Annotated in this window: 22 protein-coding genes and 1 pseudogene; 9 read left to right on the forward strand and 14 right to left on the reverse strand. The window is 66.8% G+C overall.

Annotation, left to right across the window (positions count from 1 at the left end):
• Positions 1-132: 132 nt before the first annotated feature.
• From IEX50_RS07125 to IEX50_RS07170, 10 genes and pseudogenes are all read right to left on the reverse strand, one after another.
• Positions 133-465 (reverse strand): annotated as a pseudogene (locus tag IEX50_RS07125) (FAD-dependent monooxygenase); the annotation flags it as partial.
• 58 nt (positions 466-523) lie between these two features.
• On the reverse strand, positions 524-1,477 hold the full coding sequence (locus IEX50_RS07130) for a fumarylacetoacetate hydrolase family protein (RefSeq protein ID WP_157175002.1): 954 nt from the start codon (positions 1,475-1,477) through the stop codon (positions 524-526).
• Positions 1,474-2,259, reverse strand: a complete 786-nt coding sequence (locus IEX50_RS07135; protein ID WP_157175001.1) for a cyclase family protein — start codon at positions 2,257-2,259, stop codon at positions 1,474-1,476. Before IEX50_RS07135 ends, IEX50_RS07130 begins: the two co-directional genes overlap by 4 nt.
• Positions 2,256-3,443, reverse strand: coding sequence for an alpha/beta hydrolase family protein (locus IEX50_RS07140; protein WP_157175000.1), 1,188 nt, complete (start codon positions 3,441-3,443; stop codon positions 2,256-2,258). Before IEX50_RS07140 ends, IEX50_RS07135 begins: the two co-directional genes overlap by 4 nt.
• A gap of 4 nt (positions 3,444-3,447) precedes the next feature.
• Positions 3,448-4,350 carry a VOC family protein gene (locus IEX50_RS07145; protein ID WP_157174999.1) on the reverse strand — a complete coding sequence of 301 codons (903 nt, stop codon included), beginning with the start codon at positions 4,348-4,350 and terminating at the stop codon, positions 3,448-3,450.
• Positions 4,351-4,418: 68 nt separating this feature from the next.
• The gene (locus IEX50_RS07150; RefSeq protein ID WP_157174998.1) at positions 4,419-6,755 is read right to left on the reverse strand and encodes a TonB-dependent receptor; all 2,337 of its coding nucleotides are present in this window, start codon (positions 6,753-6,755) and stop codon (positions 4,419-4,421) included.
• A 122-nt stretch (positions 6,756-6,877) separates the two neighbouring features.
• A complete protein-coding gene (locus IEX50_RS07155; RefSeq protein WP_157174997.1) occupies positions 6,878-7,327 on the reverse strand; it encodes a nuclear transport factor 2 family protein in 450 nt (149 codons plus the stop codon).
• Positions 7,324-9,684: a glycoside hydrolase family 3 protein gene (locus tag IEX50_RS07160; RefSeq protein WP_157174996.1), complete on the reverse strand. Its 2,361-nt coding sequence runs from the start codon at positions 9,682-9,684 to the stop codon at positions 7,324-7,326. Before IEX50_RS07160 ends, IEX50_RS07155 begins: the two co-directional genes overlap by 4 nt.
• Positions 9,681-10,247: an NADPH-dependent FMN reductase gene (locus IEX50_RS07165; RefSeq protein WP_157174995.1), complete on the reverse strand. Its 567-nt coding sequence runs from the start codon at positions 10,245-10,247 to the stop codon at positions 9,681-9,683. The genes IEX50_RS07160 and IEX50_RS07165 overlap by 4 nt, the downstream gene beginning before the upstream one ends.
• 4 nt (positions 10,248-10,251) lie before the next feature.
• A complete protein-coding gene (locus IEX50_RS07170) occupies positions 10,252-11,355 on the reverse strand; it encodes an LLM class flavin-dependent oxidoreductase (RefSeq protein WP_157174994.1) in 1,104 nt (367 codons plus the stop codon).
• A 127-nt stretch (positions 11,356-11,482) separates the two neighbouring features.
• Between IEX50_RS07170 and IEX50_RS07175 the strand changes: the two genes are divergently transcribed.
• The 7 genes from IEX50_RS07175 to IEX50_RS07200 all read left to right on the forward strand — a co-directional run bounded on the left by IEX50_RS07175 (position 11,483) and on the right by IEX50_RS07200 (position 18,376).
• Positions 11,483-12,151, forward strand: a complete 669-nt coding sequence (locus tag IEX50_RS07175) for a TetR/AcrR family transcriptional regulator (RefSeq protein ID WP_157174993.1) — start codon at positions 11,483-11,485, stop codon at positions 12,149-12,151.
• Between the two features lie 82 nt (positions 12,152-12,233).
• Positions 12,234-13,349 carry a Gfo/Idh/MocA family protein gene (locus IEX50_RS07180; RefSeq protein WP_157174992.1) on the forward strand — a complete coding sequence of 372 codons (1,116 nt, stop codon included), beginning with the start codon at positions 12,234-12,236 and terminating at the stop codon, positions 13,347-13,349.
• 10 nt (positions 13,350-13,359) lie between these two features.
• Complete coding sequence (locus tag IEX50_RS07185) at positions 13,360-14,418, forward strand: sugar phosphate isomerase/epimerase family protein (protein ID WP_157174991.1); 1,059 nt, start codon at positions 13,360-13,362, stop codon at positions 14,416-14,418.
• Positions 14,419-14,524: 106 nt separating this feature from the next.
• The gene (locus IEX50_RS07190; RefSeq protein ID WP_157174990.1) at positions 14,525-15,154 is read left to right on the forward strand and encodes a gluconate 2-dehydrogenase subunit 3 family protein; all 630 of its coding nucleotides are present in this window, start codon (positions 14,525-14,527) and stop codon (positions 15,152-15,154) included.
• On the forward strand, positions 15,154-16,851 hold the full coding sequence (locus IEX50_RS07195; RefSeq protein WP_157174989.1) for a GMC oxidoreductase: 1,698 nt from the start codon (positions 15,154-15,156) through the stop codon (positions 16,849-16,851). The genes IEX50_RS07190 and IEX50_RS07195 overlap by 1 nt, the downstream gene beginning before the upstream one ends.
• A gap of 68 nt (positions 16,852-16,919) precedes the next feature.
• Positions 16,920-17,048, forward strand: coding sequence for a hypothetical protein (locus IEX50_RS17655; RefSeq protein WP_260160387.1), 129 nt, complete (start codon positions 16,920-16,922; stop codon positions 17,046-17,048).
• Positions 17,049-17,053: 5 nt separating this feature from the next.
• A complete protein-coding gene (locus tag IEX50_RS07200) occupies positions 17,054-18,376 on the forward strand; it encodes an MFS transporter (RefSeq protein WP_157174988.1) in 1,323 nt (440 codons plus the stop codon).
• 113 nt (positions 18,377-18,489) lie between these two features.
• On the opposite strand, the gene IEX50_RS07205 is transcribed toward IEX50_RS07200, so the two are convergent.
• Genes IEX50_RS07205 through IEX50_RS07215 form a run of 3 tightly spaced genes read right to left on the reverse strand, consistent with a single transcriptional unit; the run spans position 18,490 to position 21,146 of the window.
• Positions 18,490-18,867 carry a C-glycoside deglycosidase beta subunit domain-containing protein gene (locus IEX50_RS07205; protein ID WP_157174987.1) on the reverse strand — a complete coding sequence of 126 codons (378 nt, stop codon included), beginning with the start codon at positions 18,865-18,867 and terminating at the stop codon, positions 18,490-18,492.
• A gap of 13 nt (positions 18,868-18,880) precedes the next feature.
• Positions 18,881-19,891 carry a sugar phosphate isomerase/epimerase family protein gene (locus IEX50_RS07210; protein WP_157175821.1) on the reverse strand — a complete coding sequence of 337 codons (1,011 nt, stop codon included), beginning with the start codon at positions 19,889-19,891 and terminating at the stop codon, positions 18,881-18,883.
• Between the two features lie 22 nt (positions 19,892-19,913).
• A complete protein-coding gene (locus tag IEX50_RS07215; protein WP_157174986.1) occupies positions 19,914-21,146 on the reverse strand; it encodes an MFS transporter in 1,233 nt (410 codons plus the stop codon).
• 109 nt (positions 21,147-21,255) lie between these two features.
• Between IEX50_RS07215 and IEX50_RS07220 the strand changes: the two genes are divergently transcribed.
• Both IEX50_RS07220 and IEX50_RS07225 read left to right on the forward strand, forming a co-directional pair.
• Entirely contained in the window at positions 21,256-22,674 is a 1,419-nt protein-coding gene (locus IEX50_RS07220) for an MFS transporter (protein WP_229673716.1), read from the forward strand.
• Positions 22,671-23,477: an MBL fold metallo-hydrolase gene (locus IEX50_RS07225; RefSeq protein ID WP_157174985.1), complete on the forward strand. Its 807-nt coding sequence runs from the start codon at positions 22,671-22,673 to the stop codon at positions 23,475-23,477. Before IEX50_RS07220 ends, IEX50_RS07225 begins: the two co-directional genes overlap by 4 nt.
• Before the next feature lie 30 nt (positions 23,478-23,507).
• Here the strand turns inward: IEX50_RS07225 and IEX50_RS07230 are convergent, their stop codons facing one another.
• Positions 23,508-24,431 (reverse strand): sugar phosphate isomerase/epimerase family protein, encoded by a 924-nt coding sequence (locus IEX50_RS07230; RefSeq protein WP_157174984.1) that lies wholly within the window; start codon positions 24,429-24,431, stop codon positions 23,508-23,510.
• Positions 24,432-24,440: the final 9 nt, after the last annotated feature.

Below are 24,440 nucleotides of genomic sequence, written 5' to 3' on the forward strand. Positions count from 1 at the left end.
AAGCCGGGTTAACCACCGCCGGCCGAGCGGACTACCCGACGGGTCGTTGCATCCGCGCCATGCGCGAGCGAACACCCAAACCGGAGCGCCTGCCACGCGCCGTGTCTCAGTTCAGGATCACGAAATGAATTTTGACCGGAGCGGGGTGATCGTCTTCTCGAACGAAGGCCCGCGCACCACCTTCGCCGCGGTCTCGGGCCCCAGCCGTACGCACAACTTGTTCCAGAACCGCGCATCGGGCCAGTCGGCGATATCCTCGTCCACCGCGCACTGGATATAATAGCGGCTGCGCCTCGGCGACCGCATCGATGCCAGCGCGAACCCGAGTTCGTGGTTGGCGTACATCAGCTCATGATCCGCCGGCGGTACGTCCGCCAGGATATTAAGCTAGCCGAACGTATAGACGCGTTCATACGTCCGCAGCACATCCGCCGGGATCGCGCCGCGGCTCACCCCCGCCGGGCCTGCGCCAATCATCGCGATCTGGGTTCGGGCCTTATCCCCTCTCGGCGACCGCAGCCGGTCAGCTGGCCCCGGCGACGACATGCTGATTCAGCGTCCCGAACCAGTCCCCGGCCTGCATCGTCACGCGGTCCCCGAAGCTCAGGAACGGCATCACCGGCGTGCCGTCCGCGATCATCTCGATGGCCCGGCGTTCGGACAGGCACGTCGATCCGACAACCGCATGGTCCGGATTGGAGACCGTCCCCGACCCGATGATCGTCCCGGCCGGCAGATCGCGCGTGCGTGCCGCGTGCGCGATGAGGTCGTGAAACCCGAACGCCATCGCATCGCCAACCGGGCTGCCGAACCACGCGCCGTTCACGGCGACCGTCAGGGGCAACCGCACCCGGCCGTCTGCCCACGCGTCGCCCAGCATGTCCGGCGTCACCGCAAACGGTGCGACGCTGCACGCCGGCTTTGCCTGCACCCAACCGAAGCCGGTCTTCATCTCGATCGGCGCAATGGAACGCAGCGACCAGTCGTTGATGAGCACGACAAGCCGGACATGCCCCAGCGCGTCCTGCGCGGAACACCCCATCGGCACGTCGTCGGTCACGACGCCGAACTCCCCTTCGAAATCGATCCCGTCCGCCTCGGACGGAAAGGGAACATCCTGGGTCGCGGAAAGGAAACGGTGCGACATACCCTGGTACATCAACGGACGGTCGGTCGCGATCGGGGGCAGGCCGAACGCCTGCTGCATAAGCGCGCCGTGCGTCGGAAACGCGGAGCCGTCCAGCCATTGCCAGGCACGCGGCAGCGGTGCCATGCACTGCGCCGGATCGAACACCTGCCCCTGCCCCGCATCGAGCCCGGCCGACAACGCCCGCAAGATCGGCTCCGCCCGCGCCCAGCCGTCCAGCGCGGCCTGCATCGTCGGCACGCCAGTCGCCGGCAGGCAGCGCGCCGCGTCGCGCGAGACGATAACCAAGGTGCCATCGCGCGTTCCGTCGTCCAGTGTCGCCAGCCTCATGCGGCATCCTCAAAGATCGCGACGGCGCGCGTCCAGCCCGCGGATCCCCGCTTCACCTTGGTGGGAAAGCAGCTGATCAGAAACCCGTCCGCCGGCAACCGATCGAGGTTGGTCAGCTTCTCCATATGGCAGTAGCCGATGTCGCGCCCCGCCTTGTGCCCTTCCCAAACCAAGCCGTAATCGCCGGTTTCGGCCACCCGTGCCGCGGTATGACTGAACGGTGCGTCCCAGCTCCAGGCGTCGGTCCCGGTCACGCGCACGCCGCGCGACGTCAGGTACATCGTCGCCGCATACCCCATGCCGCACCCGCGCCCCAGGAAGTCGGGCGCGCCCAGCGCCGCCCCCGCGCCGGTATTGACCAGCACGATCTCCAGCGGTGCCAGCACATGGCCGATCCGATCCAGCTCGACCTCCACCTCCGCCGCCGTCACGACGTGACCATCGGGCAGGTGACGGAAATCCAGCTTCACCCCGGGCTGGAAACACCAGTCGAGCGGCACCTCGTCGATCGTCAGCGCTGGCATGCCGCCGTCCATCGTCGGATGATAATGCCACGGCGCGTCCAGGTGCGTGCCGTTATGCGTGCTGAGCGTCAGTATCTCCGACGCGGCGAACCCCTGCCCGCCCGCCATCGCCTCGGCCGTGATGCCGGGGAAGAACAGCGCGGCTTCGGCCACGGTTTCGCGGTGGGTCTGGCGCGTGATCGTCGGCCGCATGAACGGCGGGTCGGTGACGACGTCCGGGTCGATCGCGATCGACAGGTCGAGGATGCGGCGCGTCACGCCGCTCGCTCGCGCCGGCCCGCCGCTCGGCGGTTGTCCCCGCCTAGCGTCTCGCCGAACCAGTCCGCGATATAGTCGCGGCCATAGGCCATGTTGTCGGCCCCGACATGCTCGACACCCCCTTCCCGCGCCGTGAAGATCTTTAGCTCGCGTCGCGGGCTGGCGGTCAACTGGTCGAAACTGCGATGCGCATAATCCAGGGCGATCTGCCGGTCGCGCTCGCCGTGCGTCACCAGGAACGGCACCCGGATCCGCTCCATGACGCCGTCCAACCGCATCTCGGCGGATTTCGCGTGGAAATCGTCCATGTCGTCCGCGCCGAACGCCCACATCACATGCGCCCAGTAATGCGGCACCGGGTTTTCCCCTTCGCGCCGCAGCCGCCTCTGCTGCACCTCCGCCCAGTCGTGATTGGCACCCCACACCGCCCCGCTGGCGAAACGCGGTTCGTAGGCCACCGCCCGCGGTGCGAAATGCCCGCCCAGGGAAATGCCCGTCATGCCGATCCGCGCCGGATCGACCTCCGCTCGCGTCTCCAGCCAGTCGACCGCGCGCGACGCCCAATGTTCGCTGTGCGGATCGACCGGCAGGTCCTGCAACCGCAACGCCTCGCCGCTGCCCGGCTGGTCGACGCAAAGCGTCGCGATCCCGCGCTGCGCCAGCGCGTCCGGCAGGCGCGACCAGTAGAGCAGCTCCTTGCAGCTATCGAGGCCGTTGCAATACACCACCGCCGGATGCGGCCCCGCCCCCGCCGGTCGGGTATACAGCGCCGGCATCGTGCCGTGGGCGAGCGGTATCTCCACCCGCACGCGGTTCAACCCGCCCAGTTCGGTCGATCGCTCGAACGCGTGAAGCGCGGCGGCATAGGTCGCCTTCCGGCCCGGCGCGCCGTGCCCCTGCATCCGCTCTGCCGTGATCAGGTACAGGCTTGCCCGTTCCAGCTTGTTCGATGCGGACAGGTCCCGCCCCGCCGCCGCGTCCTCGTCCGCCAGCTCGACCAGCTTGTCCGCCATCGCCACCCACTGCGCCATGAACTGCGGCGTGCCAGCGTCGCCGCCGTTCGCCGCGGCCTCGCGGATCGGCTTGCACATGTCGATGATCTCGCCCAGCTGGGCACCGCTTTCCATCGCGATCGAAACCGACAGGTTCCAGATATAGTTGGGGAAATATTCGAACAGCGCCATCGCGTCAGGCTGCCGCCGGCTTGAACAGCCCGGCATCCGCCTTGGGATGCGGCATCGTTTGCGGCCCGCCGACACCCGTGCCCCACTGGTCCATCACCTGCGGACCGGGAATATGCACCTTCGGTTCGTGCGTCTCGAAATCGACCTGTTCGACCTCGGACGTATATTCCACCGCGAAGCCGGCCGGCGTCACGAAATAGCTGAAGGTGTTGTTGCCGGCGGTATGACGGCCCGGACCCCATTTGATGTCGGTCCCCTGCTGCCGAAGCCGGCTGATCCCGCGCATCATGCAGTCCACCGACAGCATGTCGTAGGCGACATGGTTCAGGCAAGGCGGCCCGGGCAGGATGGCGACCCGGTGGTGCCACTCGTTGCAGCGCAGGAATCCCATGAAATCGCCTAGCCAGTCGCTCAGCTTGAACCCCAGCACATCAATGAAGAACTGCACCATCGCCTTGTGATCGGGCGAATGCATGACGATGTGGCTGATCTTCTGCGGCACCGCGTCCCACCGGACGAGCTCGCGCTTGGATCCGCGGGCGACGTCGGACGAAATCTGGAACGGCAGGCCGTCGGGCGAAAAGAAGCGGAAGCCGTAGCCGCCGCCCATCGCGTCCAGGTCGCGCGGGGCGAAGATGATCCTGCATCCCGCGGCAACGACCTTGTCATGCAGCGCGTCGACATCGTCGCGGCTGTCCGCGGCCAGCGCGATGACGTCGATCCGCTTGTCGTCCGACTGGCGCAGCCGCACGACATAGGGCTCGTCCGAACCCTGCGCGGCGAAATGCCACATGCCGTCCTGTTCGCCCACTTCGCGCAGGCCCCAGCTTTCGGTGTAGAAGCTCCGTTCCGCCTCCAGGTCCGTCACGCCGTACCCGACGAAGCGGATTTCCGTCACTCTTGCCATCATGCCCTCCGAATGCGCTCACCAGGGGCCGGCACCGTGCGCACGTCGCACGGTGCCGGCCGGCTGGATCAGAAGCGGAACGTGCCCTGCGCACCGAATGTGCGCGGCTGTCCGAAATTCCAATTGTAGATGTTGATCCCGCCGCCGGTGAAGCCGGCATAGGTCTTGACGCGATTATTCTCGACGTTGCGGACATAGCCCTGCAAACTGATCCGGTTACCCGGCAGCTTGAACTCGAGGCTCAGGTCGGTCGTGGTGAACGCCTTCACTTCGTCGCCGGCATAGTTGAACGCGGTCAGATAATATTTCGACTTGAACCGGCTGAAGCCGTTCGCGACCAGCTGATATCCGCCGCCCAGTTCGACGGTCTTGGTATAATTTAGGCCAATCGTCCATTTCGGGGCCTGCGGCGCTGTGTTGCCGGCTAGGTCGAGCGTTAGCCGCTCCACGTTTGCCGGCGGGTTCGTCAGCGTCGGCGCCGGGATCCCGCTGAACTCCTGCAGCTTGGCGTCGATATAGTTGACGATCAGGCTGACCCGGTCGTTCGGTGAGAGGCGGACCGATGTATCGGTCTCGATCCCCCAGACCCGGCTCTTGCCCGCGTTGAACGTCCGCGCGCCCACCGTGGTATCGATATAGACCTGAACCTGCTGGTCCTTGTAGTCGTAGTAGAAGGCGGACGCGTTGAACTCGACCATATTGTCGAAGAACCGGTTCTTGGATCCGATTTCATAGGCTGTCAGGTTCTCGGCGCTGAACGAGCCGACAAGGTCGAACCCGCCGCTCTTATAGCCGGTGCTGACCTTCGCATAGAGCAGATTGTCCTGCGCCGGCTTGTACTCGACCCCCGCGGTCCAGGTGATCTTGTCCTCGGTATAGGTCGGGAAACGAATGACCGCACCGGCGCCGCTGCCGTCCGCCGGCGGGCGCGCCATCGTCGGCGACGAATAAAAGCCGTAGTTGATGTACTTGGCGTCCTTCTTATCGTCGGTATAGCGGATACCGCCCGTGAAGCTCAGTTCATCAGGTACGAGCCAGTAGGTGCCCTGCGCGAACGCCGATTTGGACTCCGACTTGACGTAGGGACGATAGAAGAAATTGGCGAACGCGCGGGCCTGGGGCAAGTACAGGCCACGGGCGATGATTTGGTTCTCGTAGAAATAGAAACCACCGACCTGCCAGACGAACGCTCCCTGCTCGCCACCGTTCAACCGGACCTCATGGCTCTGGGTCCGCGTGTCGTAGCGGTCGTTGTAGAATGTGAAAACTTCCGGAACGAACCCGTTCTGTGGCAGCACGACTTGGTTGTTCACATGCCGGTATCCGCCGATATAACTTAGCGTCGCGCCGCCAAAGTCGTAGGAGACCCGACCGCGAACGGCATATTGCTGGCTCTTGAAACTGCCCCGGCGCGGCAGATCGAACGCACTGCGATCAAAGCCCGCGGGCAGATCCACGCCACTCGGCACCTGCCGCTGGCTCAGAACCGGATATGTGACCGGCGACGCCTCCGACGACGACAACTCCGTAACGCCGGGTGTGTTACCGTTGACGCTCAGGCCATATTGGACAGGCCCCGTCTGATCGACATCGACATACTCACCGGCAAGGTAAACCTGCAGAGCGCCGGGGGCGAACAGGACGCTGCCGCGTACTGCATCGACATTCGCATCGTCGCCCTTGCCGGCCGGACCATTGTCGACATAGCCGTCATGCTGGTTGTGCAAACCGGCAATACGAACTGCGATCGTATCACCGACGGGCAGGTTGATCGCACCGGTGGCGTAGATCGCATCATAGTTTCCGTACCCGACCGTGCCGGAACCCTCCGTCACACCGAGGACGGGTTTGGCCGCGACGATGTTCAGCGCGCCCGCGGTCGAGTTGCGACCGAACAGCGTGCCCTGCGGGCCGCGGAGCACTTCGATCCGCTCCAGATCGAAGAAGCTGGCGTTCAGCGCGACCGGTCGGTTCACATACTCGCCGTCGATCGACACGGTCAGTGCCGGATCCGCCGATTCCGAAATGTCCTGGCTCGAAACGCCGCGAATGGCGATCTTGGTGAAGACCGAATCCGGCGTGATGCCCAGATCGGGGGCCAGCCGCTGCAGGCCCGCGACATCCGTCACCCCGGCCTTGGTCAGGTCGGCCCCGCCCACGACGCGGATCGCGATCGGCGTGTCCTGCAAGCGGGTTTCGATCTTCGTGGCGGTGACGATGATGTCGGGCAGGTCGCTGTTCTGGGCCTGCGGCGTCGTGGCGGCTTGCGCGGGTGCGGTCGTGCTGTTCGCACTGGTCTGCGGCGTCGCGCCCGCCGGATCGGCGATCTGCGCGGATGCCGCGCCCGACACCCACATGGCAGTACCGGCAAGCGCCGACAGCGCAACTTTACGATTCGTCGTCATTCGATCCCTCTCCTGGCTCGCGGAGGCGTTGGCGCCTCTCGTTTAGAATTAGAATGATTGTTCTATTTAATTGTCGTGTCAAGCGGGTCTTGCGGTAGGTTATAAAAACGCGACACCGCGCGTCAGAACATCGGGTGCGCGTTGCGCGACGTCGTCGGCATCGGCTGGATCACATCCCAATGTTCCACGATCTTGCCGTCCTTCAGGCGGTAGATGTCGGCGATCGCGCCGCCCGCATTCGTCGGATCCGCCCGGCCGTGAAGGTGGATCACCGCCATGTCGCCGTCCACGATGATCCGCTTCACGTCGAACCGCGCACCGGGCGCGCCGAACTTCGGGGCAAGCGCCGCCACCGCCGCGTCGCGCCCGTCGGGCAACCCTGGATTATGCTGGATATAGTCCGGCACGACGTAGCGCGCGAACGCACCCACCACGTCGCGTTCCGTGTAGAATCGGTGCGCGAAGGCGGTGATGATCGCCCGGTTGCGCGCCGTCTCGCTCGGTGGTCGGACGGGGGCCGCCTGCCCGGCCATCGACGCGGTCAGCACGATCGCTGCAACGAACGCTCTCATAACATGAGCTCCACTTCGAACAACGTCGCGTCGCTGGCGCGACCCACGGACAGGACGACCCGCTCCGGCGGACCCTGCCAGCCGTCCTTGCCCCAAATCCGGAACATCCTCGGCTCCGGCGTCACGCGCACCACCGCCGCCTCGCCCGCGGCCAGCGGGACCTTGGCAAAGCCGACCAGCGCATATTCCGGCACGTGGCGATACAGCTGGACGACGTCGCTGCCCGTCCGCTCGCCGACGTTGCGCACCGTGACCAGAACATCGCCACCGTCCGCCTGCGCGTCGGACCACTCGAACCGGGTATAGCCGGCGCCGGCCCCGAACGCGTGAAGTGCCGTCACCCCCCGCGCCGCCAATCCGCGATAGCCGACCAGTACGCCGTCGTCATAGCTCAGATCACCGGCTGCGTCGGGCGCCAGCGACAAGGCGGGATAGTCCTGCTCCTCGCGCGCCAGCGTCACGGGCAACCGCCCGCCGGGCTCGGCATCGCCCGCCAGCACCGCCGCCAGCGCGGGACCGAATCCCTCGCCCGGATACCAGGCGGACAGCAGCGCCGCGGCCTGCCCGCATCCGTTCGCATCGAACGCGTGGCCGATGTTGGCGACGATCGCGACATTGCGGTTTGCTGCGCACACCGCGTCCACCAGCACCGCCTGTTCGGCCGCGATCCGGGTGTCGGGTCGATCCTTGCTCTCCACGCTCGAATCGGACGTTTCGCCGATCATCAGCAGGACGGCGTCGGCCTCCCGCGCGGCGGTCACCGCACGCGCCAGCATCGCCTCGGCGCTGTCGGGTCCGCGCACGCCGTACCACAGGCCGTGAACGCGCGCGGCGTCATAAACGAAGTCCACCTCGACCCGCACGCGCCGCCCCGCCGCCAGCATGACCTCGGCACTGTCCGCATCGCCGCGTTTCAGCGATCCCATCACGTCGGACGCGGGCATCCGTTCGGGCCGGTCCAGCACGGTCGCGCCATCGACGCGCATCGTGACTGCCCCGGTCGCGCCGACATAGAAGCGGTGCGCGCCGTCCTGTTCGGGCAGGAACCAGCCACTCGCCCGAACCGCCGCCGGCCGGTCGAACACGCCCTGTTCGTGTACGCCGACGAACCACACCAGCGAGTTGGTGTCGCGCACCTCGCTTGCGATCGGTGGCTGCGACAGGTCGATATCGCCGAAATAATCGATGGTCATGCCGGACGTCTCGCCCCCGTCGGCGGCGCGGATCGGCGTCGCGGGCATCGCGGGCAGCCGCGGTTGCGGATCAACACCGGGTTCGTACACAATCTCGGCATGGCCCGCGTAACGCGTTATGATCGCCTCTAGCGGGCGGATCGCCTGCGGTGACACCGCGATCTTCGCGAACGTTCCGCCCTGGTAGCACGGCGTGGCCGCGTTCGGCCCGATCACCGCGATCCGGCGGTGCGCGCCCGGCGTGAGCGGCAACAGCGCGCCGTCGTTGCGCAGCATCACCATCCCCGCCGCCGCCGCCTCGATCAGCAGCGCGTCGGCGTCCTCGCTCGGCGCGACCTTCACCCCGCCCCACCGCCGGGCCGCCCGGGCGACGCGATCCGCGGCGTCCGCCACCCGCGCGTCTGCGACGTCGCCGGCCGCCACGGCATCCTGTGACTTGCCGCCCAGGAACCGCGCCGGACCCGGCATTTCCAGGTCCAGCCCGCCGTTCAGGCTGCCCGCCGTCGAATGCGTCCCGAACCAGTCGCTGATCAGCGGCCCGTCGAACCCCCATTCCTGTTTGACGATCGTGGTGACATAACCCTGTTCCGCACACCACGCACCGTTGACGAGGTTGTAGGCGGTCAGCATCGCCCCGGCCCCCGCCGCCGCGCACAGTTCGAACGGCAACAGGTAGATCTCACGCAACGTCCGTTCGTCAACGACGGCGTTCATCCTATCGCGGTCGGTCTCGCTGTCGTTGCACACCAGATGCTTCGGGCACGCGCCAACGCCGGTCGATTGCAGCCCGCCGACCCACGCAGCACCGGCTACCCCGGCCAGCAGCGGATCCTCGCTGAAATATTCGAACGCGCGACCGGCCAGCGGACTGCGCGCCAGGTTGACGTTGGGTGCCAGCACCAGGTCGACGCCCATCCGGATCGCCTCCGCCCCCACCAGCGCCGCCACGCGCCGGATCAGCGCCGGATCGAAACTCGCGCCCAGCGCGGTGGCGCAGGGGGACAGACGCGCGACATCGCGCTCGTCGACGCGGCCGCTGGCAATCCCCATCGGCCCGTCGCCCATGTGCATCGCGGGGATGTCGGCATGTGGGATCGCGACCGTCCGCCACATCGCGGCCCCGGCGGTCAGGCTGGCCCGCTCGGCGCTGGACAGGGTCGTCATGCTGCTTGCTCCAGCCGGAATCCCATGATCTGCCGTGCCTGCGTGTCGACCTGCGCCGCGATGCCGGCGTCGATCAGCGCCCCGTCCGCACCGAACGGCTTCTGCGCGATCGAATTGACCGCGATGCCGGCCGGCGTCGGCCACCCCCGCATCGCGTGGACGATGCCGCGCAGCGCCGCCAGCGTGACGCCGCCCGCCTGCCACCCGGCCGCCGACACGACCAGGCCGACCGGCATCCCGTCGAAATAGACGCGATCGTCGCCGCGCAGGTCCTCCAGCAGGTCGATCGCGTTCTTGACGACACCCGACACGCCGCCATGATAGCCCGGCGTGCCGATGACGATGCCGTCCGCATCGCGCAACGCCGCGACGAACGCCGCCTGCGCCGCGGTCCGGTCCTGGCTCTCCGGGTTGAAATGGGGCAGCGCCGCCAGCGCGGCCCCGTCGAACATCGTCACCCGCGCCCCCATCCGTTCGCACGCCGACAGCACCGCGCGCACCAGCAGTTCGCTCGACGATTGCGGGCGGAAGGTGCCGCCGATCCCCACGATGTGCCGCGCCACCGGCTCAGACCTTGCGGAACGCGGGCATCACCCGCTCCGACAGCAGCCGCAGCGTCTGGTCGCCCAACCGCAGCCGTTCGTCGGTCAGCGGCCCGGTCGTCGTGCCGCACAGGATGTTGCCGATGCCGAGCTCCGCATAGGGCTTGAGATGCTCGACGACCGTCTCGGGCGATCCGTACAGGCACCATGTGCCGATCCAGTCCTCGGTCAGCGCGTTGGGCGTCCGGTCGGTCTTCTTGTTCGCGTCGTTCGACTCCGCACGCGCGTTGAACGCCGCCTCACGCTCGATCGCTTCCTGATAGGCGGTCAGGATGGCCATCATCTCCTCGCGCGCCTGCTCGTCCGTTTCGGCGACATGGACCAGCTGGTAGGTGTGCGTCGTCCAGTCCAGCGCGCGGGCGATCGCCTCGGGCGAATGACCCGCCTCGTCCAGCATCGCGCGATACACGCCAAAATGCTTGGCGACATGGCGCATCGGCTCGGTCCCGCCGATGGTCGGTGGGGTGAAGGCCGGGATGAACGCGGGCCAGCCATGCGTGGCCGCGCGCCGCGCGCTCGCTTCCTTCAACGCAACGGGCATCAGGCGGGCGTGACCGGCCGTGTAGGCGGCCGGCGCGATGCGCTGCAAGACGCGGCCCTGGTGCGGACCACTGTCGATCTCCACCGCCGGGTCCTCCAGGCCCTTGGCCCACAGCTGTTCGGCGATCGCCAGGTTCCGATCCGCGATCGCCCCAGCATCGCGGTAATCGACGCCGAACCCGATCATCTCCTCCGGCGTCGTGCCCGATCCGATCCCGACCAGCAGCTTGCCGTCGGTCAGCTGGTCCAGGATGTTGATCCGCTCGACGAACCGGACGGGATGATGCAACGGCACGGACGTCACCGAAAAGCCGAAGTGCATCTGCGGCAGCTTGGCCGCCAGATACGCCGCGAACATGAAGCTGTCGCTGGCAATTGGCATATAGCCGTTGAAATGATGATCCGGCATGAAGATCGCGTCGAAACCCAGCGCGGCGGCGCGTTCGGCATGGACCGCCAGCGCCTGGATCAGGCCGCGATCGTCCTGGGGTGCCATCGAACGTGCATTAAGGAATACTGAAAAGCGCATCCCACCTCTCCCTGTAATCGGCCGGTTGACCCGGCACGTGTTGCCGTCGGACGGCACGTCGACTAGAATGAAATTAGAACTGTAATTCTGATATTCCGCACAGGCGGCGACTGTCAATGGGGTGCGCATGGATATCGAGACGATCGTCGCGAAGGCGCGAGCGCCGCAGCAGGGGCGCAGCAAGGCAAGTTTCGAACGGATGCTGGTCACCGCCGAACAGCTGATGACCGAACGCGGCTCTGACGAATTCACGCTGAACGAGGTCGCGCGGCACGGAAAGGTCTCGATCGGGTCGATCTACTGCCGGTTCGACAGCAAGGACGACATGGTCCGGGTGGTGCAGCTCCGTGTGCTCGAACGGGTCGATGCCGATGTGCTCGCCGCGATCGCCGCGGTGCAGGCGGAGGCGCGCGACCTGACCGACATGGTCCACCACATGGTACAAGCGGTGGCGGAGGCGCTACGCCGGTTCGCCGACGTCATGCGTCCACTGATGCTGCGCGCCAGCAGCGACCCGATCGTCGCCGCGATCGGCAAGCGCAGCTATGCACGCGCCAGCAATGCGGTCATCGCGGCCATTCTGACGCACCGCGACGAAATCCGTCATCCCGATCCGGAACATGCCGCCGACGCCGGATACCGCATCGTCTATGCGTCGATCGCCCGGTATCTGGGCTTCGGCTCGTCGATTGACGCCGCGTGGGAGGGCGACTGGACCGAGTTGAAAGTCGATCTGGGCGACATGTTCGCCGCTTACCTCGCCATGCCGCCGCGGATGCCAGCCACGGCGACTTGACAAGCATCCTGCCACCCGCTCAAATCAGAATAGTTATTCTGATAATGACGGCGGGTTACCTGCCGCGACGGGGGAGAGCGGGATGCGGCGTCTGCGCATGGGGATGATCGGCGGCGGGCCGGGCGCGTTCATCGGTCCGATCCACCGCATCGCCGCCGAACTGGATCGCGACATCGAACTGGTCGCCGGCGTGTTCAGCAGCGACGCCGGCCGATCGCAGGTGGCCGGCGCAGCATACCGGATTGATCCGGTCCGCGCCTATGCCACCGTCGCCGACATGATCGCGGCGGAAACCGCGCGGCCCGACGGCATCGATTTCGTCACGATCGCCTCCCCAAACCATCACCACCTGTCGGCCGCGCGCGCGGCGCTGGCGGCCGGCATCGCGGTTCTGTCCGACAAACCGGCCACCGCCACGCTGGCGGAGGCGCACGAACTGGCGGCACTCGTCGCTGCGGCGGATGTCCCATACGGCCTGACCTACACCTATTCCGGCTACCCCCTGGTGCGGGAGGCGCGGGCCCGGGTCGCGGCGGGCGCGCTCGGCACGCTCCGCCGGATCGTGGTCGAATATCCGCAAGGGTGGCTGGCGACGGGTGCGCGGGGCAAGCAGGCGGAATGGCGCGTCGATCCTGCACGCGCCGGCGACGGCGGCTGCATCGCCGATATCGGCGTCCATGCGCTCCACCTTGCCGAGTTCGTGTCCGGGCTGCGCGTCGAAAGGCTGCTCGCCGATCTGGCCGCCGTCGTGCCGGGCCGGTCGCTCGACGACGATTGCCAGGTGCTGCTGCGGTTCACCGGGGGCGTACGCGGCACGTTGATCGCGTCCCAGATCATGCTGGGCGAACGGAACGCGCTCCGCCTGCGGATCTACGGCACGGACGGTGCGCTCGACTGGCGGCAGGAGTCGCCGAATGCGTTGACCCTGCATCATGCCGACGGCCGGACCGAAATCCTGCGCGCCGGCGACGGCGGACTCTCGGCGGATGCGGTTGCCGCGTCGCGCACGCCGGGCGGGCATCCCGAGGGATATCTCGAAGCCTTCGCGAACCTGTACCGGGATTTCGCACGCCAGCTGCGCGGGGAGCCCGGGTCGCTCGTTCCGGGCATCGCCGACGGCCTTCGCGGCATGGCCTTCATCGACACCGCCGTCCGGGCCAGTCGCGCGGACGCCGGCTGGGTCGCCCTCGAAATCTAAGGAACCGACGATGCGCACGCTCAAGGGGCCGGGGATCTTCCTCGCCCAGTTCGTCGGCGATGCCGCCCCCTATGATTCGCTTTCGACCATCGCCGACTGGGTGGCCGGGCTCGGCTATCGCGGGGTGCAGATCCCCAGCTGGGACGCCCGACTGTTCGATCTGGCGACGGCGGCCGACAGTCAGGACTATTGCGACGACGTCACCGGCATGCTGGCCGAACGCGGGCTGGCGATCACCGAACTGTCGACGCATCTGCAGGGGCAGCTCGTCGCCGTCCACCCGGCCTATGATGCGCAGTTCGACGCCTTCGCCGCGCCGCAGGTCCGCGGCAATCCGGCCGCGCGGCAGGCCTGGGCGGTGGAGCAGCTCATGCTTGCCGCCCGCGCCAGCGCGCGACTCGGATTGTCGGCGCATGCGACCTTTTCCGGCGCGCTGGCCTGGCCCTATGTCTATCCCTGGCCGCAGCGCCCGGCCGGCCTGATCGCCGATGCCTTCGCCGAACTGGCACGGCGCTGGACCCCGATCCTGAACGCGTTCGACGCCGCGGGGGTCGATCTCGCCTACGAACTGCATCCCGGCGAGGATCTGCACGATGGCGCGACGTTCGAACGGTTCCTGGACGCGGTCGGCGGCCATGCCCGCGCGACCATCCTCTACGACCCGAGCCATTTCGTCCTGCAACAGCTCGACTATCTCGCCTTCATCGATCGCTATCACGATCGGATCCGCTGTTTCCACGTGAAGGACGCGGAGTTCCGGCCCGACGGCCGGTCCGGCGTCTATGGCGGCTATCAGGACTGGGTCGACCGCCCCGGCCGCTTCCGGTCGCTCGGCGACGGTCAGGTGGACTTCGGCGCCATCTTCTCGAAACTGGCGCAGCACGACTTCGCGGGCTGGGCCGTCCTCGAATGGGAATGCGCGTTGAAGCATCCCGCGGACGGCGCCGCCGAGGGCGCGCCGTTCATCGACCGCCACATCATCCGCGTCACCGATCATGCCTTTGACGACTTCGCAAAGGGCGGTGCGGACCGTGTGCTGAATGCCCGGATCATGGGGATCGACGGCTGACATCGGCGTCATGCTTTGCGCTTGCCGGAGCCGGATGATCCCTATATCAGAATAACAGTTCTAATACAGTCGCAGCAAACCGACGTGCGAGAGGATGGAGAGCGTCATGGCCGATACGGGCTGGACCCGGCGCGACATGCTGGGCAGCGCGGCACTGTTCGCCGCGGTGGTCGGAATACCGGTCGCTGCCGTGCGGATGAGTGAAGCCACCGAAACGGTCAGCGACCGGCAGCGCGCGATGCTGCGCGAAACCGCGCAGATCGTCATTCCTGCGACCGCCACGCCCGGCGCCGCCGACGTCGGCGCGGACCTCTTCGTCCTGCTCGCGCTGGAACATGGGCTCGACGGAACGCGCGCCCCCGCGGCCGGATCGGCGCTGCCGGTCACGGAGCGTCGCAATGTCCGGCGCGACGGATCGTTCGACTATCTCGCTTGGCTCGAACGACGACTGGATGCCGGCGCGCACCGCGATTTCCTGAAAACGCCGCCGGCGCAGCGCCTGGCCGTCGTCGCCGCCATGGATGCGGCGGCCTATGCGGACGCCGGCCCCGATACATGGGAGTCGCCCTGGCGCAAGCTCAAGTCGCTGATCCTCACGGGCTACTACACGTCGCAGGACGGGGCTTCGCGCGAACTGCGCTACGAACTGGTGCCCGGCCGGCTGGACGCCGACATTCCCTACAAACCCGGTACGCCGGCCTGGTCGAGCGACTGGACCGCGGTGGAGTTCAGCTGATGGCACAGAACGCGACATTCGACGTCATCATCGTGGGATCGGGCATCACCGGCGGTTACGCCGCCAAGGAACTGACCGAGGCCGGACTGAAGGTGCTGATGGTCGAACGCGGTCCGATGGTCGAACATGGCGCGGGCTACACGACCGAGACACTCGCGCCCTGGGACCTCGAATTTCGCGGACTGGGCGATGCCGCGCTGTACGAAACCGACTATGCCGTCCAGCGCAAGAACCGCCACTTCACGGAATTCACCCAGGACCGCTTCTGCAACGATCGGGAGAATCCGTACACGACGGAAGGCAGCACCGAATTCAACTGGTGGCGCAGCTACAATGTGGGCGGGCGGTCGCTGTCCTGGGGCCGGCAATGCTATCGCTGGTCGGACTATGACTTCGGCGCCAACAAGCGCGATGGCCACGGCACCGACTGGCCGATCCGCTATGCGGAAATCGCGCCCTGGTACGACCAGGTCGAGGAGTATATCGGCGTGGCCGGCATGGCCGAAGGGCTGCCGCAACTCCCCGACGGCCGCTTCCTGCCCCCGATGGCGCTCAATGCCGTCGAGCAACACGCCCGCGCCGTCATCGACAGCCGTTGGCCGGGCCGGCGGCTGACGATCGGCCGCAACGCCAACCTGACGGAGGCCAAGCCCGAACAGGGTCGCGCCGCCTGCCAGTATCGCTCGATCTGCGCGCGCGGCTGTTCCTACGGCGCCTATTTCTCGACGCAGAGCACGACATTGCCCGCGGCGCGGAAGACCGGCAACCTGACGCTGGTCACCGATGCCGTGGTGGAGGCGATCGAACAGGATCCCGCCACGGGCCGCGCCACCGGCGTCCGGTTCCTGAACACCGCCAACGGCACCCGCACGCGCGCCACCGCCCGCATGGTGTTCCTGAACGCGGGCGCGTTCAACAGCGTCGGCGTCCTGCTGCGCTCGGCAACCGAGGCGATGCCGAACGGCATGGCCAACAGCAGCGGCGTGCTGGGCACGCACATCATGGATCATGCGCAGACCGTTGCCGGCATCGCCATCATGCCGGGGTTCGAAGCGCACAGCTATTTCGGCAACCGCCCGACCGGGGTGGTGATTCCGCGGTTCCGCAACCTGGAAACACTGGACGGCAAGGGTCACACCCGTGGCTTTTCCTACCAGGGCGGCGCGTTCCGTGCGGCCTGGACGCGCGGCAAGCGCGATCCTGGGGTCGGTGCCGACTACAAGGCATCGCTGCACGATCCCGGCCCGTGGCGCATGGTCCTCGTCGCCTTCGCGGACAGCATGCCACGCGCCAGCAACCGCATCACGCTCGATCCCGTCGTCAAGGACGCGGCCGGCCTGCCCGCACTCCGCATCACGTTCGAACATGGCGCGCAGGAACATGCCGCCCTGGCCGATGCGAAGGCGGAAGCCGCCGCGATGCTGACCGCGGCCGGCGGCCACGTCATCATGGGGCTGGACCAGCCGAGCCCCGGCGGCTCTGCGATCCACGAAATGGGCGGCGCCCGCATGGGTCATGATCCGGCGACCAGCGTGCTCGACCGGTTCAGCCGCGCGCACGATGTGCCCAACCTTTTCGTCACGGACGGGGCGCAGATGTCGTCCTCGGCCTGCCAGAATCCTTCGCTCACCTACCTGGCGCTGACCGCGCGCGCCTGCGCCAACGCCGTGTCGATGCTGAAGGAAGGGGCGATATGACGCCGAATGCTAGCGGGCACATCCCGCCAGGTGCCGCCCCGTGCGATGCGCCGACCGGAGCCGAGAGCATGAACCGTACCGCCCGTCTCGAAGGGCCGTTCGCCGCGGACCATCCACATCTCCCTGACCGCACCGCCGGTGCGATCGGGCTGGGTTCCAAAACGCGCGCGACCGCCCGCGTCGCGCTTGGTCTCTGACCGGTATGCAGGCGGTGGGCCATGCCCCTGTCGCTTCGCCGCCGCTGCGCGCGTCGGCGAAGCTTGCCTACGGCCTCGGGGATTTCGGGTTCGGCCTGTCCTGGAACATGGTCGGCGCGTTCCTGCTCTTCTTCTACACCGATGTCGCGCTGCTGCCCGCCGCCGCGGTGGGCACGTTGCTGCTGATATCGCGGCTGGCCGATGCCGCGGTCGATCCGCTGATCGGCATGATGGTCGATCGCACGCGCAGCGCCACGGGCCGCGCCCGCCCCTGGTTCCGCCTGGGCGCCATCCCGTTCGGCCTGCTCTGCGTCGCGACCTTCTGGTCCCCGCCGGGGGGTGAGGCGATCCGCCTCGTTTGGGCGGTGGTGACGTTCGGCGTCCTCGGGCTGCTCTTCTCCGTGGTGAACATTCCCTACGGCGCGCTGCTGCCGATGATGACCAACCGGCACGACGAACGGCTGTCGCTGGGCAGCCTGCGCGCGGCGGGCACCGCGATCTCCGTCATCGTCGCGACGGCCGCCACCATGCCGCTCGTGGGCCTGTTCGGCGGGGGGGACCAGCGGCGCGGGTTCCTGCTCGTCGCCGTCCTGTTCGGCCTCGCCACCACGCTGACGACGCTCAACCTGCTGCGTTGTCCCGAACAGGTTCACGCCGCCGATCCGCCATCGCGCCAGCGGCTCTGGCCACAGGTTCGGGCGATGGTCGCGAACCGGGCGTGGTACACCGTGTTCCTCTTCGCACTGCTCAACTTCGTCCGGTTCGGGGCGCTGCTCGCGATCACGCCGTTCTTCGCGATCCACGTCCTTGGGCAGCCCTGGATGATTTCGATCCTGCTACCGGCGGTGTCGGGCACGTTGCTGATCGGATCGATGCTGGCCCCGGCCTATTTCCGGCGGTGGGGCATGCGGCGTGGCAACCTGATCGCGCTGGGCGCCGCCCTGCCGCTCTTTGCGCTGCTGCCGCTGGCGGAGGGATCGATTTCACTGTTCCTCACGCTCTACCTCGCCGGTTCGGTCCTGCTCAGCATCACGATGACCGCGATCTTCGCGATGGCGGCCGAGGCGATCGATCATCACGAAACGCTGACCGGCACCCGCAATGAAGGCCTGCTGTCGTCGGGGATCAGCCTGTCGACCAAGATCGGCATGGCGATCGGCGGTGCGCTGGTCGCCTACGGGCTGGCCGCCGTCGGTTATGCCCCGGGCACGGTGGGGGCCGGCGTGGTCGCCGGCATGCGCTGGCTCTATTATGCGCCGATCCTGACCTGCCTCGTCGCGCAGATGGCGGTCATCGCCCGCTACCCGGACATCCGCCGGGCGGGCTGACGCTTCACGCTCCGCCCGCTGTCAGTCCGGCGATCTCCGCGTCGGACAGCGGGCGGACCATGATGCTACGGTCGAATATCTCCACGTCCGCCGGCCGAAGCCGGATCGGTCGCTCATTCGGCCAGCGTCAGCACCTTCTCGTCCTTCGCCGTCGGCACGAACGGCAGGTATGACACGCGCATCCGCTCGGACAGGCCGATGCGATGCTCCCCCGGGGCAAGTCCGCCGGGCACCTTCACGCCCACGACGGCCTTCTCGCCGAAGTTCCAGCGGTCGCCATATTCGGTTTCCATCTCGTCCAGCGTCCAGGTGCGGCCGCGCAGCGACAGCGTCACCGCCTCGCGCGGCACGGGCTCCCCGTCGACGCTCACGCCGACATCCTCGATCATCGACAGGCCCAGCCCGCGATAATAAGGCAGCCGCGCCTCGATGCTGAACCCGTCGGCCGTCGCCTTCAGGCTGTCTTCCACGATCATCTTGTTGTCGAACATCGGATCAGTCCTTTCAGGCGGCCATCGCGGTGGGGTTCGGGCCGTCGATCAGCTGCGTCAGCATCGCCTGCTGGCGGCGGACCTGCTCGACCGAATCGACCTCCTGCGCATCCTCGATCCAGCGATTCCCCTCATATTCCGAACAGATATAGCCGTTGTAATTCCCCTGCTTCAGCACCCGGACGATCTCGTCATACGGGATGCAGGGTTCGACCAGATCCTCGTCCATCTGGTAGAATTTGCCGTGCACGTGGTGGATGCGGTGCATGTAGTCGAGCATCCGCTTGGGCTCGTAGGCCGCATTGTGGCGCAGCGTTTCGGCCATGCCCAGCGCGGGCCCGCTGCCGCCCATCTCGCGGACGTTCAGGATCACATATTCGCTGAGGACGCGGTCCTCATATGCCTTCACGATATAGTCGGCGATGTGCTGCGGCACGCCGTTGCGGATGAAGCGCGCCTTCCACACCGGCGGAAATTTGAACAGGAACATGCCCATGTCCGGCAGGAAGCCCAGCGCGTCGCTGCCCGCCTTCTCGAAGGCCTCGGCATGCCGGATGATCCACGGATGGTCGAAATGCAGCGGCGCATGCACCTCGATCAGGATCTTGATGCCCTTCTCCTCCGCATGGGGAGCCGCCGCGACCAGCACTTCCGGCGCGATCGACACCAGCGCCCGGACGTAGCTCATGCCCAGCCGCGCCCCGAAATCGATGTCCTTCTTCACGCTCGCGACCTGCTCGTCGAACGGCATCTCGCGACCCTTGTAGCGTTTATAGTCGAGCATGAAGTCGTGGCTGACCGGCACCGCGTTATATTTCGCGATCAGGCTGTGCCACTCGGCCACCTTCTCGTCTGCCACGCCGACTTCGGGCCAGCCCCAGAAGGTCTGCTCGCCGATGACCTCAATGCCCCTGGCACCGAACGCCACGCTCGTGCGGATGCAGTCCTCGAGCGTCATCTTGCCCGTGAACGTCTCGTGCTGGTAGCTGTAGAGGCTGACGCCCCGCTTGATCGCCATGTCGATATCCTCGTGAACGGTGCAGGGATCAGGCGGCCCGCGCTGCGGCGGGGATACCGCCGCCACGCCGGGACGCCGCGAAAACGAAGGCAGCGACCGCACCGGCAACCCCGGTCGCGCCCATGATCAGGAACGCGGACTGCATCGCGCCGGTCTGGGCGCGGAACAGCGAAACCAGGAACGGGCTGGAAAACTGTCCGAAGAAAAAGCACGCGGTCCACAGGCCCATGCCGCGGCCGCGATGTTCGAACGGCAGCTTTGTCTGCGCCCACGCGATCAGCGTCGGCACGGCCATGCCGGCGCCGGTCTGCTGGATCACCAGCCCCGCAATCATCCAGCGCCAGTCGCTGGCCAGCCCGATCCAGGCCAGCCCGCCGCCGATCATCGCCAGAAAGATACCCAGTTGCGTCACCGGCCCAAGCCGGCCCGTCGCCCAGAAGATCAGCGACCCGACCATGACGAACAGGCTCGGGATGAAGGTCAGCTTGCCAAGTTCCTGGGACGACATGATCCCGACTTCGCGGAACGCCATGCCGCCGTTGATGATGAACACGTAATACAGCGCCGACGAAAACAGCGTGACGATCCCGATCATCACCACCGACGCCATCGGAAACGGCGTCCGCGCCGGACCCTGACCGATGCCGAGCATCTTGCGCGCGGTCGCATCGCTTGCCGGTTCGTACAGGTAGCGCGCGGCGGCAAAGAAGATCGGAAACGCGATGAGGTAGATCAGGAAGATCCCGTTCCAGCGCAGCCCGGTCAGATAGCCCGACGCCAGAATGACGCCGCTGGCCAGGAACGGCCCGGCCAGCCCCTGCAGCGTCAGCCATTTACGCCGGCCGCTATCCTCCCAATAATCGCCAATCAGCGTGTTCAGCGTGGTCAGGATCGCCGCCTCGGCGACACCCAGCAGCAGGCGCGACGCATAGATCGCGTTCAGATCGTCCAGAAAGAACGGCGCCGCGCCGAACAGACCGTAGAGCAGCAACGATCCGAGCATCAGTTTGCGGCGTCCGAACCGGTCGACCAGCATCCCGGCGAACAGCGCGATCACCGCGATCGTCAGGCCCGGCGCGGACACCATCGCCGGCACCTGCCAGGCAGCGGACGGATTGCCGGAAAAATGATCGATGATCGACGGCACCGCCGGAAACAGCGACACGATCGCCAATATGGGCAGGAAGCCTGCGGTGATGACGGTGATGCCCTGTCCGACGCCGGGCTGACGCGCTTCGGCGCTGTTCGGATCCGTGACCATCCGCTTGCTCTCCCAGATGCATACGCCGGTGATCCGGCTGTATTAGAACTTGCATTCTGATACGGGGTATCGTCATGACACGCCGGCCTGTCAAGCGAGGATCAACGACGTGGAACGAACGCCGGTATCTGCCGAACTGACCGCGCGTCAGCGTTCGCTGGCGTTCGCCACCATCCTCGTCGCGTTCGTGATGGACGTCGTCGACTCGACCATCGTCAACACCGCGTTGCCTGCGATGCAGCGGGGGCTGGGTGCCAGCGACGCGGCCATGCAATGGGTCGTATCGGGCTATTTCCTGACCTTTGCCGTGCTGCTCGTGGTCGGCGGGCGGCTAGGCGATCTGTTCGGGTATCGCCGCATGTTCCTGATCGGCGTGATCGGATTCACCGCCGCCTCGCTCGCCTGCGGGCTCGCGGCCGACCAGCAATCCCTGGTCTTCGCGCGGCTGGCACAGGGTCTGGCCGCGGCGATCATGGCGCCGCAGGGCGTCGCGCTGGTCCAGCTTCTCTATGATCCCACCGAACGGATCGGGCGCCTCGCGGCGTTCGGGATCATCGGCGGGCTTGCCGCCATCGGGGGGCCGGTGTTGGGCGGCCTGCTGATCGCGTTGAACCCCTTCGGACTCGGCTGGCGCAGCGTGTTTCTCATCAACCTTCCGGTCGGGCTGCTCGCGCTTGTTGCCGGGATCGCGCTCCTCCCGCGCGGTCGGTCGGCGCATCCGCTCCGCATCGACGTGCCCGGATCATTGCTGTTGTTCGTCGCCGTGGGCGCCTTGCTCTATCCGCTGATCGAGGGCCGCGAGTCCGGTTGGCCGCTTTGGGGCTTCGCGGTGCTGGCGGTCAGCGCCTGCACCTGCTGGGCATTCTGGCGGTATGAGGTGCGGCGTCGCGCGCGCCTCGGCTCGGCGCTGATCGAACCCGCCCTGTTCCGGGATTCCTGTTTCCGCATCGGCCTCGCCGCCACAGGCTGCTTTACCGTGGCATCGACGGGGTTTCTGCTCACCTTCAGCATCACGTTGCAGCGCGGCCTCGGCTACGCGCCGCTCGACGTCGCGCTGCTGCACGTCCCGTTCGGCCTCGGCGTGATGGCGGGGATCAGCCAGATCGGGCGCAAGGCGCTGCCGCGCTACGGCCTACGCGTGCCTTTGGTGGGGGCGGTCGCGATGGCGGTCGGCTGCATCGCAACCGCGCTCGCGGTCCGGTTCGACCTGCCGGCCCCCGTGATTGGGGCGCTCCTCCTCGTGGCGGGGATCGGGATGGGAACGCTCGCCGGGCCGCTCGGTCCCATAACGCTCGCGCGGGTCGACCGCGGGCATGCCGGTGTTGCCGGCGCGATGCACAAGACGGTGCAGCAGATCGGGGGCGCTGTCGGCACTGCATTGATCGGAACGCTCTACTTTTCGATCATCGCCGGCCGGCCGGAGCTGACCCCCACGGCGTTCGTGATCGCGGTGCTGGTCGCGGCGACGGCGCTGGCGATCGTCGCGCTGCTCCTCTCCCGCCTGCCTGACAGGATCTTCCTGCGATGATCCATCTGTGTTGCACCTGCGGCACGTCGTTCGATACGCATGACGGCCCGCCGCCACATTGTGCGGTCTGTTGCGACGAACGGCAGTTCGTGCCGCCCACGGGGCAATGCTGGACGACGCCCACCGCGCTCCACTCCACGCACGGCAACCGCTGGCGACAGCATGCGCCGGGGCTGCTCAGCTTCCACACCGTGCCGCGGTTCGCGATCGGGCAGCGCGCGTTCCTGCTGCTATCGCCGCACGGCAATATCCTGTGGGACTGCGTCGCCTGTCTCGATCCTGCGACACGGACCCTGATCCAGGCACTGGGCGGCATCCGCACGATCGCGCTCTCGCATCCGCATTACTACACGACCATGCAGGATTGGGCCGATGCGTTCGATGCCACCATCCATCTCCATGCGGACGATCGACACTGGGTTTCGCGCAAGAGCCCACGGATCGCATACTGGACCGGCGACAGCCACCGCCTGGCGCCCGATATCGAAATGGTCCGCCTTGGTGGTCACTTCTCCGGCGGCAGCGTCCTGCATCTTGCGCGAGACGACGGCATCCTGCTGGTCAGCGACATCCTCCAGGTCACGCCCCGGGCGGATCGCGTGTCGTTCATGTGGAGCTACCCGAACCTCCTGCCGCTCTCCCGTCGCACCGTGGAGACGATCGCGACCCGCGTCGGAGGCTATGCGTTCGATCAACTCCATGGAGCGTTTGAAGGGCAGCATATCCCGCGGGACGCGCGTGCCGTGGTCCTCCGTTCGGCCGACATTTATTGCCGCTGTCTTATGGAATCCGGACCTTCCTGAAGGCCCGGAGTGCATTCGACCCAACCCCGATCAATCGTAGATCGGACGAAGTTCCTTATCCAGGTGGTAGCGCGTCAGCGCCATCGAGGCGAGCATGTCCGGCGAACCGTCATATTCGATCGACATCCAGCCCTTGAACTCATGCTTCTTCAGCAGGCGATACAGGCCCTGCAGGTCGAGTTCGCCAAGCCCCGGCTCCCAGAACCAGCGCGTGCCATCATCCGTAATCTCGGGGTCGCGCGAATAACGGACGCTGTCGGGCTGGTTCGCCGAGGCCGTGTCCTTCAGGTGGAACGTGCTGATCCGGTCGTGATAGTCTTCGTAGAACGTCAGGATGTCCTCGCCCAGGATCGCGATCTGCGCGGTGTCGAGGCAATAGTGCACGTACCGCGGATCGGTGGACTCGATCAGCTCGCGGTGATTGGGCAGGTTGATCGCGCAGAAGAACTCGTTGTGCAGCCCGATCTTCACCCCGTGATCGGTAGCGTATTGGCCGATCTCGTTCATCACCTTGGCGCATTGCTGCACCTCTTCACGGCTGAGCGGGCCCGCGCCGCAGTAGTTCTGCGTCGGACAGGTGTTCATGTAACTGCCGCCGAACTTGACGATCGTGTCCACCGCCTCGCGACCCGAACGGATCGCCTCGTCGTAATGATCGGCGGCGTGCGAGGCGTGCGCCCCGTGGAACATGCCGATCACCTCGACCCCGCGATCCTTCGCGAATGCGGAGAAATTCTCGGGCGATCCGAACAGCGGCAGGATATCGGCCAGATCCCAGGGCGCGATCTCGATCCCGTCGAAGCCGAGCGCCGACTGATATTTCAGGATCGTATCCCAGTCGGAATAATAGGCGGTGTTCGTCTTGTCCTCGTAATAGAAATCGCGGAAGTTATCGATCGCGCGATACGGGATCGTCTTCCAGTGGGACATGTTGGCGTAGCGGATGTTGGGCATCGGGGGCTC

The organism is Sphingomonas prati, assembly GCF_014643515.1.
Taxonomy (GTDB): domain Bacteria; phylum Pseudomonadota; class Alphaproteobacteria; order Sphingomonadales; family Sphingomonadaceae; genus Sphingomonas_R; species Sphingomonas_R prati.

Coding starts and splice junctions, on each gene's coding strand:
- IEX50_RS07130 (WP_157175002.1), bottom strand. CDS start 1,477: ATGAGGCTGGCGACACTGGACGACGGAACGCGCGATGGCACCTTGGTT.
- IEX50_RS07140 (WP_157175000.1), bottom strand. CDS start 3,443: ATGGCGCTGTTCGAATATTTCCCCAACTATATCTGGAACCTGTCGGTT.
- IEX50_RS07145 (WP_157174999.1), bottom strand. CDS start 4,350: ATGGCAAGAGTGACGGAAATCCGCTTCGTCGGGTACGGCGTGACGGAC.
- IEX50_RS07150 (WP_157174998.1), bottom strand. CDS start 6,755: ATGACGACGAATCGTAAAGTTGCGCTGTCGGCGCTTGCCGGTACTGCC.
- IEX50_RS07155 (WP_157174997.1), bottom strand. CDS start 7,327: ATGAGAGCGTTCGTTGCAGCGATCGTGCTGACCGCGTCGATGGCCGGG.
- IEX50_RS07160 (WP_157174996.1), bottom strand. CDS start 9,684: ATGACGACCCTGTCCAGCGCCGAGCGGGCCAGCCTGACCGCCGGGGCC.
- IEX50_RS07170 (WP_157174994.1), bottom strand. CDS start 11,355: ATGCGCTTTTCAGTATTCCTTAATGCACGTTCGATGGCACCCCAGGAC.
- IEX50_RS07175 (WP_157174993.1), top strand. CDS start 11,483: ATGGATATCGAGACGATCGTCGCGAAGGCGCGAGCGCCGCAGCAGGGG.
- IEX50_RS07180 (WP_157174992.1), top strand. CDS start 12,234: ATGCGGCGTCTGCGCATGGGGATGATCGGCGGCGGGCCGGGCGCGTTC.
- IEX50_RS07185 (WP_157174991.1), top strand. CDS start 13,360: ATGCGCACGCTCAAGGGGCCGGGGATCTTCCTCGCCCAGTTCGTCGGC.
- IEX50_RS07190 (WP_157174990.1), top strand. CDS start 14,525: ATGGCCGATACGGGCTGGACCCGGCGCGACATGCTGGGCAGCGCGGCA.
- IEX50_RS07195 (WP_157174989.1), top strand. CDS start 15,154: ATGGCACAGAACGCGACATTCGACGTCATCATCGTGGGATCGGGCATC.
- IEX50_RS17655 (WP_260160387.1), top strand. CDS start 16,920: ATGAACCGTACCGCCCGTCTCGAAGGGCCGTTCGCCGCGGACCATCCA.
- IEX50_RS07200 (WP_157174988.1), top strand. CDS start 17,054: ATGCAGGCGGTGGGCCATGCCCCTGTCGCTTCGCCGCCGCTGCGCGCG.
- IEX50_RS07205 (WP_157174987.1), bottom strand. CDS start 18,867: ATGTTCGACAACAAGATGATCGTGGAAGACAGCCTGAAGGCGACGGCC.
- IEX50_RS07215 (WP_157174986.1), bottom strand. CDS start 21,146: ATGGTCACGGATCCGAACAGCGCCGAAGCGCGTCAGCCCGGCGTCGGA.
- IEX50_RS07225 (WP_157174985.1), top strand. CDS start 22,671: ATGATCCATCTGTGTTGCACCTGCGGCACGTCGTTCGATACGCATGAC.
- IEX50_RS07230 (WP_157174984.1), bottom strand. CDS start 24,431: ATGCCCAACATCCGCTACGCCAACATGTCCCACTGGAAGACGATCCCG.